4 protein-coding genes are annotated in these 12569 nt (G+C 30.2%); all 4 read right to left on the reverse strand.

All coding sequences use genetic code 4. The features are described 5' to 3' along the window. Nucleotides 1-6 precede the first annotated feature (6 nt). On the reverse strand, nucleotides 7-3108 hold the full coding sequence (locus NMG77_RS02695) for an ABC transporter substrate-binding protein (RefSeq protein ID WP_255045683.1): 3102 nt from the start codon (nucleotides 3106-3108) through the stop codon (nucleotides 7-9). Nucleotides 3109-3134: 26 nt separating this feature from the next. Then, nucleotides 3135-8651, reverse strand: a complete 5517-nt coding sequence (locus NMG77_RS02700; RefSeq protein ID WP_255045684.1) for a PDxFFG protein — start codon at nucleotides 8649-8651, stop codon at nucleotides 3135-3137. 363 nt (nucleotides 8652-9014) lie between these two features. Then, on the reverse strand, nucleotides 9015-11405 hold the full coding sequence (locus NMG77_RS02705) for an MG321/MPN456 family lipoprotein (protein ID WP_255045685.1): 2391 nt from the start codon (nucleotides 11403-11405) through the stop codon (nucleotides 9015-9017). A 133-nt stretch (nucleotides 11406-11538) separates the two neighbouring features. Then, entirely contained in the window at nucleotides 11539-12510 is a 972-nt protein-coding gene (gene rpsB, locus NMG77_RS02710) for a 30S ribosomal protein S2 (RefSeq protein ID WP_255045686.1), read from the reverse strand. Between the last annotated feature and the right edge of the window lie 59 nt (nucleotides 12511-12569).

The following is a 12569-nucleotide window of genomic DNA, read 5'->3' on the forward strand; positions in this document are numbered from 1 at the left end:
TTTCTTCTATGCCTCCCTTGTTCTTGGTAACCCTTCTCTTGGTGGTTTAGTGTAATCATAAGCATATTGTAATGAGAATTTGTATAAACTATCAACACCACCAACTTTAGTTACTTCCCAGTTTGTATCAACTTCCATTAACGGAATGATTAATCCTGAGTCACGAATCACTTTTTCAAGCGATCCGATGAATTGATATACAAAATCTAGGTTTCAGTTTTCTTCAATTTCTTGATCACTAAAGTTACCTGAGAAGAATGATGATAATCTTGAAGAATAATCTAATGTACTTTCATTGAATTTTGGTAATGATAGTTCAATGAATTTCTTCCAGAAGTTTGGCGTTTTAGCTTTAATCGCTTCATCGTTTGATTTAAGAGTATTGATTTCTAATCTTACTCTTGTATCATCTGTTAATTTTGCAATCTCATCAACTGTTTTAAATGAAGGTAACATTAAATTGAATGCATAATGTAATCTTGATTTTTTAATGTTTTGATTACGCCTTTGATTCACTTGATCGCGTTCAACTGGTCATTGATCAATAATAATGTAATTAACTAAAGCGCTAACATATTTTTCAGAATAACGATTATCTTTATATTCTGGTTTAGCTTCAGATAGTTTAGTGATAATCTTAGCTAGGTTTTGATTCGTAAATTTATTTAGTTCAAAAGCGCTTGGTGTAGTTATTGCTTGATTGTATTCTGTAAGAATACTTGGATCATTATTAATAATATTTTTGATTAGATTAATATCTGGAGTTAATAATGATAATCTAGAAACATTAGGATCAGTTTTTTGTAATGCATCAAGAATTAATCCTGCTAAGTAATCTGTATAAGTGTATGAACCAACAGGGTTTTCTTTAAAGCCAATATTTTTTTGTGTAAAGCTATCAATTCCATCTTGTTTGAAAAAGGTTAGCACACTGTCTTGTGGTTGACCACCACTAAAACGGTCATAGTTTTGATAAATAATATCGTATTGACCTTTTTCGATATAACTTGCAAAGATGTTTTCTGGTAATGATTTTTCTTCAATATTAACATAACCGTTGAAAGCGCTATTTAAAGCTTGCTTTAAATAAGTTCCGCCTCTTACTTGTTCATCTCCACTATTATCTAGGAATGTTAGATTAACTTGTTTTAAATTAGGGTGTTTAGCTTTAAAACGATCTAAATAAAATTTGGCAGTTTCTAAATCGTGTGTTAGATCGTGACGGTTACTCTTTTCAAAGTTAAACCCTTTAGATAAATGCACAACAAAGTCGTAGTTTTGTAAATCGAATTCTTTGCCGTTTTTAGCTTTTGCTTTTTGACCTTCAAAGAATAATTCTAGATTCTTACCATCAAATGCTTTGTGTTGTCCGTATGCTGTTCAAGTGTTTACTGGGAAACTGAAGTCTCAACCAACAAATCGTAAAACCTCATCACGGTTAATTGCGTAATAAATCGCGTTTCTTAAGTCTTGATCTTGAATATAACTATCAGCATTAGATTCAAGATCTAGATTTAATCCATAAGCAATTGTTCCAAACCCTTGGTTTTTATTCAAGAAATTCTTAATCTTAGGATCAGCTCAGTAAGAGTTGATTTTATTAGCCGGTATATATGTTTGAGCTATATAACCATCTTCAAAGAATAATGCATTTGTATTTCGGTTTTGTGAGAAATAAATCTTAATTTTATTTGATATCGTATTCTCTGCATCAAAATAATCATTATTCTTTTCAAGATTAATATAACCATTAGGTCCTAATAAGATGCCATCATTCTTAGGAATAATAAATGGTCCATTGGTTAAGAACTTATCTGGTTCTGAACCATATTTATCAATCCCACCACCTACTGTTTCAACATATCTTCGATTGATTGGGTATAAACTTTCTAGAATTGTAAATACTAAATAACTCACATTAGGCGTTTGGTTTTCATCAAATATTAAAGTAAATGAGTTTTCATTTTTAGATAATGTTTGAATTGTTCCTAATAGGTTTGGTGAGTTCTTATCAAACACCTGATAAGGGTTACAATAAGGGTTTTTAATTAATTTAATTGTTACTTCTTTATTATCAGGTGTAGTAATTTTGAAGTCTTGAATTTCTTTATCAAGACTAAATTCTGGGTTTTTCTCTAAATTCTTAGCAATAAAATCATTTTCATAATCTAAGAATAATTGCCCTGTGTAGAATCCAAAGTTTTTAGCAGCAGTTTTAATCGCTTCTACTTCTTTAGTATCAATAGGTTGATTATTACTATCAAATGTTTGAGATTGATATAAATCAGTTTGTTCTGGATCTTGAATTCATTGGTTTAGATCTTTATTAAAGATGTATTTTCTACGACCAAATGGGTTTTTATACGTCTTATTAAATTTAGATAAGTAATCTCTTTGCGCATCAATAAATTTATCAGCACCCCTAAAACCATATCTTCTAATCGTATCAAGTTTTTGGGAACCAGTATTTAAATCTAGAATGTATTCTAAATAGTCCCTAATGTCTTGAGCAGTACCAAAATCTCCGTTAGACCAACGGTTTTTCTTAACGTTGGTATAACCAGTTATCGCCATAAAGTTGTTGGTATTTCTTGGATTTCTAAATCCGTATAAAGTAGCACGGTTTTTAAGGTCACTACCAGCACCAGAGTCATCAGCTAGACCCCCAACAATGTTTCAATCATCAATTGAATAGAATGATGAACCAATTCCGCCAGTTCCATCATCATTTAATAAATCTTCTTTATTTGCTTGTAAGTACTTATCAAAGTTCGATGTTGTTCGGTCTTGTGGAATATTAATTAAACCAAATTTATAGTTACGTTTAGAAGTTAAAACTCTTTTTAACGTATTACTTGGTCCGTTTTTAATATAAGAATCCACTAAAGATGGAACAATTTTATCTAATGAATTGTACTTAATATAGTTTAGTGTATTGATTGGATCTGTTACCAATCCCAAGTCATAATCAGTTTTATTGATTTCTGGTGAATTTTTTAAAACAGGTTTGTCTTGTTTTTGTGTATTCCCACAAGAGCTGATTACAAAAGATAAAGGTATAACCCCAAGGAATGCTAACTTGATCGTTTTTTTTAAATTAAACTTCATTCTTATTTATTATCCTTTAAAAATAATTAGTTATTAACGTTAAATTGGTAATCAACACTTATAACTGTTTTAATTTTTTTGTTGTTTTGATCATCAGTTGTATTCATGTTTTCAATCTTAATAGGAGATTGTTCTACTGCTTTAGCATTTTCTGAAATATATTGAACATTCCCTAAATCTAATGGTTCAACAAATTGGTAATCACTATCAACAAAATCAATTTGGTAAGAATGACCAGGTTTTAATAATGCGTCACGATATTTACCCATAACAGCGTAATCTGTTAGCCATGATGTATAACCATAGTCTTCTATTGTTTTCTTAGTTGATGCATCACCTTGTTTTTGCAACCAGAAGATGTTATTAGTTTTCTTTGTATTAACTTTTAGATATACAGCTTGGTTAGTTCTTTCATCAGTAAATCTTAAATAAGAAATTTTCTTAGCTAGATCATTTGAAACATAACCATATAAAGCTAACGCGTCAAGGTATTTGTTTCTAAATAAACCTGATACCGATCTCTTAGATACACCATAGTTATATAGTTGTGATAAGAAGAATGCTTCTGGTCTATTAGTTACTTTATTACCTTTGAAGTCTTTGGTTCTAATATTTGAATCAATGATTGGATCTCGATTATCATCGTATAATGTTGAACCGATCGTTTCTTTTTCAAAGTGATCTTTGAAATATCCATTATTCTTAGATATGAATCTACCAAAGTAGTTAGATGATCTTGATTCACGATCTTTGAATACTTTTTTAGTAAATTCACCAAAGATTTTCTTTCTTAATTCAGCTTTAAGATCTTTAAAGTCGTTTTGCGCTTTTTTAAGAGCTTCACCCGCTTTAGTTTGTTCTTCTTTAGCAGCAACAACAGCTTCGTTCATCATGTCGTTACCGTTATCAGCTAGAACTTTATTAAAGTTAGCTTCAGCTTGTTTAGCTGCTTCAACAGCTTCTTTTATCTTTTTAAGCGGTTCAACTTGTTTAGTAATAAGTTCTTCATAGTATTTAGTATATCTAGGTCCTACAAAGAATTTTTCTAATGAACTAGCAAGATCTGTAATCTCATATTTACCTTCATTAAGTTTAGCAATCTTCGTACCATCAACGATGTAGTCTAAACCACTGATAGCTTCAGATAAACCTTTTAGATAACTTGGCGTATTAACAAAGTCTTCTGAATTAGGTACATATGTTGTTTGAACATAGTCTCTAGTTAACGTTTCAGCAATTGAATACACATAGTCCGTAAATTTATCATTTAGTAACGGTTCAATTCTTGTGTCGTTGTAGTTGATTACATCACTTGAAGATAACCCAGGCGAGAAGTCACCGAATAAGAAGTCAGAGAACAAGAAATCAACTTTACCTCTGTTAGCGTATCATAGAATGTTACCAGATAACAGTAATAAGTCATGTAAGCTTAGTCTGTCTTGTACTTCTGTTAATTTGTTATCAGTAATGAATTTTGCAAAGTATTTTTGCAATCTGTCTGCATCGAAGAATACAGCAGCATCTAGATCTGAAGTTAATTCATCAACATAGTATTTATTGAAGTTTCTATCTAACATTGTAATTCCATACAATTTAGAAAATACAGCTTGGTTTTTAACTAAATCTGTAGCAGGCGAGAAGTCTTTAACAGTGATGAATAAGTTAGAGTGTCTGAATAAGTAAATAGCATAGTTTGCTAATGCTTGATCTTTTGCAGTAGAATTAGAACCTGCTGCAGTTACCGCATCTCTTAACGGTTTGCTTTCTTCAGATGTATCAGTGCTAACTAATTTTTCAATTTCAGCTAATTCAAATTTAGATTTAGCATAATCAACATTTCAGTTATATTGTTTGGTTGTAGAATCATAAGTTGCTTTAGAATAGTCTAACGAACCAAAAGCTAATAATTCGTTTAGATCTTTCGCTTTAATCGAAGTTTTCTTAACATCTGATGTTGTTGATTCATAAATATCAACTTTTAAATTATTTTTTAGAGATTCAAGAAGTTTTTTATCTAAATCGGTGCTTGAAACAGAATAAGGGTTAAAGGTTAAGAAAGTGCTGTCTTCAATTTTCTTTAATGCTGTTTTTTTTTCGTCACCTGAAGCAGGTTGCCCTCTCATTCCGTTTGTGTTTGTTCCTGGTTTTATGCTAGCAGCATTGATTTTTCTATTTAATTGAACAAAACCTTCTAAAACGTTTTTATTTTGGTTGTTAGATTCACCTTCAACGTAAGATATAAAACTATCTGTATCACCTCTTGCATTTATAGGTTTAGATAGAACACCAACAGCTTCTAAAAATGAATATACAAAGTTTTTATTAAATAACCCAGATGTTACTTTTAGATCGTTTTCTCTAGCAACACTTTTTATTTGTTTAGAAATACCATCATCAACATTCGCTATTTCACCTAAGAATTTGTTCCCACTAACATAAGGAAAAACATATTTATCGTATTTAGAAAAGTCAGTAATAGAATCTGAACCTTTTTTTAACAAAGCAAGTATTTTGTTAGCATCAGATTTTACATACGCATCAGAACCACCTTTTCAAGTCCCTTTTTTGATTGCTTTAGCAATATCTTCTATGTTAAAGTATCCGAAAAGTAAAGTTTGGAATTCATTAGTTAAACCGGGATCTATTGCAAAATAACTATAACTTTGACGAATATCATCAAATCCGTTTTTAGCAGAATTTAATTCATCTGTGCCATTACGGGTTTTAATTTTTTCGACTAGGGTTTCTACTCCTTGTGAACCGAAAACAGTGCTAATAGTTGATGAAATTTCTCCACCTAAAACAGTACCTTGACCATCTCAACCATTGTCTGATAATCGCTTGTTAATAGTAGCAGTTATAGAATCAGTTATGATTTTTACTTGTTTATCAACATAAGCTAATTCATCAGCAGTTAATTCAACATTAAGTGGAACTTGAATAACTGGTGTTCCGTCTTTGTTGAACATGTTGATTTTGGTAATTACATTATTTTTACCAGATTGTGTTTCGTAAATTTTAAATGTAAGTTTATCATTTTCTGAAACAAAAACTGATTTATTTAATAACGGATTGCCAGCACCATCAGTTAACTGACTAATGATTGATTGAGCTGTAACTTGAACCCATTTATATTCAGGAGTTTGCATAGCTTCTTGTTTTTTCATGAAAGCTTTAGCAATGCCTGAAATTGACGGGTTTAGCGTTCCTGAGTCAGAGTCAAAAGCATTAGCAAAAAATAGATCACTTAAAGCAACACCTCGTAATTTCGCTGCTTCTACTATCCCTGCAAAGTCTTGTAAGAATCGGCGTTTTTTGTTTTTTAAGACATTACCAATCTTATCATTAGCTTTATCAGTTCCTCAGATATCTTCAATCTTTTCAGTTTCAAAACGAATTACTTTATTATTTTCATCCAAAATTCCGAATCTGAATCTAATGAATTTACCAGTATCAGTAACTTCACCATTCGCATTAACACGAACGATTTCTAAATTAGTTCTAGCTTCTAAATAATTAATTAAAGCTTCATAAGAATAGAATGAAGCATCATTTGCTCCACCTCTAGTTGATAAACCACCAACGACTACTGGGTTGTTTTTATCAATATAAGCATTCCCTTGATCTAGTGTGTAGTGGTGACCATATTCGTGGGTCGCTACGTATTTCAAGAAGTCAATTGGTAACCCATCAAATCCAGGTACTAAAGCAGATAAAACTGTCGGAATCCCAATACGGTCGTTTGGTGTAAACCCTCTAAATTTACCTTCAACTACTTTGTATTGATAAACACCTGAATTATCAATTGATTGTTCAATGTGCGGTCCATCTAGTTGTCTTAATAGATAAGGATATTTTTTAACAACTTTTTTGATTAAACCATTATATACTTCAGCATACACTTGATAGCTTCTAGAATCTAATCCAGTTAATGGATTACCTTCTTCATCTTTAGCTTGACTGTCAGTTGGTGAATAGAATAACGAAATTGGGTTAATACCACCTTTATAACCAATTGCATCTAAGAAATCATCAAATCCTGCTGGTGAATAATCATTGCTTTTGTTTGCGACAAATTCTAATGACGTGTTAGTAGCTGGAGTTGTTGATAAATCTTGTAAATTAGCTTTTAGAGTGTATTCTTTAGCTTGTTCGTTAGTAGTTTTTTCAAAACTTAATAGTTTATATTTCTTAACGCGCTTTTGTTGAACTGGATAGATTAGTTCTTTAAGTTCATTATTTTCATTAATCGCTTCTACAAAAAGTTTATAGAAGTGATTAATATTTTTATTATCTTTATAAAGATAAAATTCTTTATCTTTATAAGCATCAATGTCATAGAAATTTAGGAAACTATTAATCTTATCTTTATATGTAGCTAACAATGATTTATATGAAATAAATTTATTATCAGTTAAATCATTTAGATCAAGTTTGATTTCTTTGGTTGTTTCTTGATTTTGATCATTCGTTTGACTTAAAGTTAAGCTAATTGAAGGTTGATTAGCACCTCTTGGAGCTTTAACTTCTTTGATCGCTTTAATTTTATAAGTACCAAAGTCTTGATAAGTAACACTAGCTAATGATGGGTATTTTTCTTTTAATGATCCTAGATCAGTTTCACTAAAACTAGCACTTACAATAACTGGTTGTTCGTAAGTGGTTGATGTAACCATCATTGTTCTAGGATCTTTTGTTTCTGTAGGAGTTCCTAAATAAACTTTAACTGATTCATCTTTTAACTTACTAGGACGATAGATTTCACCAAATCCAGTTTGTAGATCATTTTTTAAAGCACTTTCAAACGGAATATTATTTAAAAAGTGATCTAAATTCTTTTTGCTAGCTTCACTAGCAAAAACACTATAAGTTAAAGCATCATCTGAGTTACCAACACCTGATAAAGAAGAATAAATTGGTAAAGAACCAAAGAAAGCATCTGGAAAGAATTTAATTTCACTTACTTCTTTATGTAATGTTGAGTGAGACCCTAAGGTAATAGCATTACCATTTTGTTCTACCCCTGGAACTAATCTAAATGAATCAAGCGTTAAAAGATCAGGACCTCAAGCAACATTGGTAATAAATCAGTTACAGAATTCTAAGAATTGCTTTGGTCTTACCGCTAGTACATATTCGTCAAAGAAACTAAATGAACCATATTTAATTTCTAAAACAAACGGTTCACCATAACGTCTGAAATACTCATTAAAGAAATCATCAAAGCCATACTTTTTATTCGTATTATCTAAGAATCAGAATTTTGTAGCATCTTCTGATATCTTAGCCGTAACCCTAGATTTAGTTCCATTAATAATTCTAAGTTCTGGGTTTAATACTCCATTTTGATCGTAGATCTTAGAATAATCATTATCAAATAATGATTTATTAACCGGAGATAATGTCCCGTTTTTTTCACTCGAATTCTCTGCGAATCCAATCATAGCACCAACGATACTACCAGATCCAACAGCGATTACTCCAAGTGCCAAACCTACTTTAAAGAGTAATGATTTTGATTTTAATGATCATTTTTTTATCATTGATCTTGTATTTCCTTTTCTTTTTTCTGTAACTGCGTTAAAAAAATAGTGATTGCCCACTTCCTGAAGCAATCACTATTTTTATATATCTTTAATCTGTATAGGTCGCTTCTGTGTGTTCTCTTCTTCTTATACCAAGCAACCGCGTTAAACTTTATTATTGTTTATTTATCAATTACCCAGCGAGTCTTTATTCGTGTTATCAATCTTGTTCATAATAATAAACTTAGAAGACATCTTATTGATATTCTTCTTGTTTCTATTATTATCATTGATAATCACTAAACTGTGAAATTGATAGTTTTTTAACATAATTACTAAATCTATTATAACATAAAAACACTAACTATAAGATTTTTATATTTAAGGCTTGTAATTATATCCATATTCAGATAATGGTAATACTAAACCGCCCATACGTTCATTTTTAGAAATTGATTCATACCATTCTGTACCTTTATAATTAAAGATTCCATAAGGAGCTACAGAATAGTAAAAATTGGCTCCTTGTTGAATTAGTTTGGCTAAATCTCTTCATTTAATAAAAGCAATTAACCCGGCTCTGAAGATTCTTGCATTATCGCTGTCAAAATCATCTAAAAATCTGGCAGCCACCTCACCAATATTAGACTGCGCTGCATTGTTTACATACGGTTTGTTCGATCAAACTGTATGGTTAATTCTTTTAACCTTGCTTACTTTAAGATTTTTTAAATATTTAAAAGTATCTACTGTATGTATCGTGTTAGATCTTAGGGAATTGATATCTAAAAAACTTAAACCATCAGCTCGATTAAAGCTTTGAACTAACGCAACAAGATCAGTAGCGCCGTATTGTTGAACAATAGTCTTAGGAACTTTTTTATTAGTTAAAGTATTTTGTAAAATGTTGAAGTAGTTTTCATTTTTCTTGAAAACAATATCGTTATCTGAAATACTATTTAAATAATAAGGACCTATATAATAAGCGTTATTTAATAATGCTTGGTTGGCATTATTATTCTTATTACTATACCCACCAAAGATATTGGCTATATCAGATCGATTAGTGTCTACTTGGTTGTCGCTATTTAACACAATCTTGCCTAGGGTTGAGTTATCCTTATCTTTCTGAGTTGATAGTCTTAAGTTTTTAACACTATCAGCTAAATGAGGACGTGGTCTGAATGCTCCGTTATTAGAAATAAAGATTAATAAATTAAAGTAAGGTTTAGTTAGATAAATATTTAATTTATCATCTTGAGTTTGAGTAAAATCACCGATATCATAATCGTTTGAATTCACTTCAACATCAGGATGTGAAATTGTTTTAGTTAAATCAACATTAGCTTGATTTAGGTAGTTACCATTAGGATTGATACCTAACTTATTAGATAGATGGTAAATTTCCATCCCTCTTTCCCAATCTTTAGCTGATAGTGACCATTGATCTTCACCTTTGTAGTTTTTTCATTTGAAGTTTGTATCAATATCGAATTCATATCTAGTAGCTTTGAATACTGCTGCATTTAGTTTTGGTTCACTGATATCAATATTATAAGAATCATAAAGGACCGCTTTTTCTTCTTCTGATAAAGCGTTTTTATCTTGATCTTTACGCAAGATAACACTTAATAAGTTGTTTTCTTTATCATATAACTTAATTTTTTTAGCAAGCTCAAGTGTTACTATTTGTTTAGCATCAGTAGCTTTAGTAGCTACATCTTCGTATTGAATTGTAGTAAGCCCAGATAAAGTAGTATCAAATCCAAATTCACTAACAGTAAATAGTTGTTCATTAAGTGGAGCTCATCTTCCGTCATTAATAAACGGATTAAATTTAATTGCTGTTCTTAATATCGAGTTATCATCTGGTGCTACTATATCTCTATATTGAATTGAATCAATATAACCTCAACCTGGTTTAATTAAGATGCGATTAAACTCTTCTCGACCTAATGAATGCGTAGGTAAAAACAATAATCTAGAATCTAAAAAGTCAATTAAAAATTTTGAGCGCTCTTCTGAAGGAACTTCATCAGTCGATCCAAATTGTCAATCTGTAAGAATCAATGAAAAATTATTATTATCAAAACTAAATAATGCATTGTTATCTTGTTTTGACTGTTCAAAACTATCAGTAAAATTTTTAAATACTTTATTAGATAATAAGTATTCCTTCAAGTTGTTAGCTACAACAACGAAATATTCTCCCTTTTTATTGATATATTCATCAGTTTTTTTAGTAATCAATACTAAAAAATCATATAAAGGTTTAATTGAATTGTTAAAATATTGCGTTCAGAAATAGACTTCTAAATAAGGAACTATATGTTGGTATGTTGTAGATCAACGTAATGAGCCTAGAGTAGAATTACCATTCGGGTTTCAGTCGGGAATTGAAATTCTAGCTGATTGTGGATTATTAAAATTAAACTTAATTTTATTATTAGATAGGTTTTCAATAGCATTTTTAAGATTATTTCAATAATCTGATTGCGATAAACTAAAACCCACATCTAATGATTTATAGTTAGCAATAAAAGGTTTGGTGCTAGTTGCTCCATATGAATCTAATGCTTTAAGTCAAGTATCGTAATTAACTTGGATATCTCTTAAACCTGAAGCATCTTTAATAACAAAACTTTTATTTTTATCAATATAAGGACTATCAACTTGCGAGTTTCTAGCACAAGAAGAAACAATAGTTGCGCATAATAAACCGCTAATAGTTAAAAACCTTCTCGTTTTTTTTAATAATTTGTTATTTTTCATTATTCTTAATATCTTCTATTAATTCTAACTAACAAACAGCAGTTTTTGTTAAATAACGCTTTTCTAAAATTTGTAATAAAAAACTTCAAGCTTAACGCTTGAAGTTATATTAGATATAAACTATAAAGCAAAACTATTCAGCAATTTTTTCTTCTGTTGGTTTAGCTTCTTCTGTTTTAACTTGTTTTTTGTTAAAACCAGTACGATCACGGTTAACTACTGTTCTAGTTTCTTTTTTAACTAATTGTGGAATGTCAATTTCTTCATCCGGTTTGTAAGCAAACTTAGGAGCATTACCATTAGCAATAGCAACAGCATCACCTAATAAGTTAAGTAATAATGTAACCGAACGAATGTTGTAGTTATTAGCTGGAATTGGTAAAGTGATGATATTAGGATCAGAGTTAGTGTTACATAAAGCAATAACTGGAATCTTTAATTTTCTAGCTTCAGTAACTGCATTTTTTTCTTTAACTGGGTCATCAATAACTATAACGTGAGGAAGTCCTTGCATGTCTTTTATACCGCCAAAGAACTTTTCAAGTTTAGCTAATTTTTTCATGATCATGATTTGTTCTTTTTTAGTATATTTAGTCAAATCATTATCACGAGTATGAATCAATTTCTTAAGTTGATTAATTGAATTACCAATAGTTTTAAAGTTAGTTAAAGTACCACCTAATCATCTTTGATTAATGTAGTAAGTATTAGTTCTTTCAGCTATTGATTGAATTAATTCTTGAACGCCTTTAGATTTAGTTCCTACGAATAAAATGTTCTTTTTAGCTTTAGCTGCTTCTGTTAAGTAGTTAAAAGCATCGTGCAATCTTTGATTTAAAATATCAGAGTTAATTAAATCGAATTGTGCACTGAATTGTGACATATTTCTAGGAATAATGTAAGGCTTCATTTTAGGGTTTCATTTACGTTTAGCTACCCCGTTAAAAGCACCAACATCTAAAAGTTTTGTGTGAGTTACTAGAACTTTTTCTGTTGAATTTGCAGGCACTTGTTCTTCTTTATTTTGAACTGTTGATTGTGCAGGTGATTCTTCTGCTTTTACAGCTTGTGCTGATTCAACATTTATATCTTCAAATAAAAACATTTAAAAAAATGTTCACCTTTCTTAATTAATATTAATTATTATATCTACTTTATATATTT

Source organism: Mycoplasma bradburyae, from assembly GCF_024339025.1.
Lineage (GTDB): Bacteria > Bacillota_I > Bacilli_A > Mycoplasmatales > Mycoplasmoidaceae > Mycoplasmoides > Mycoplasmoides bradburyae.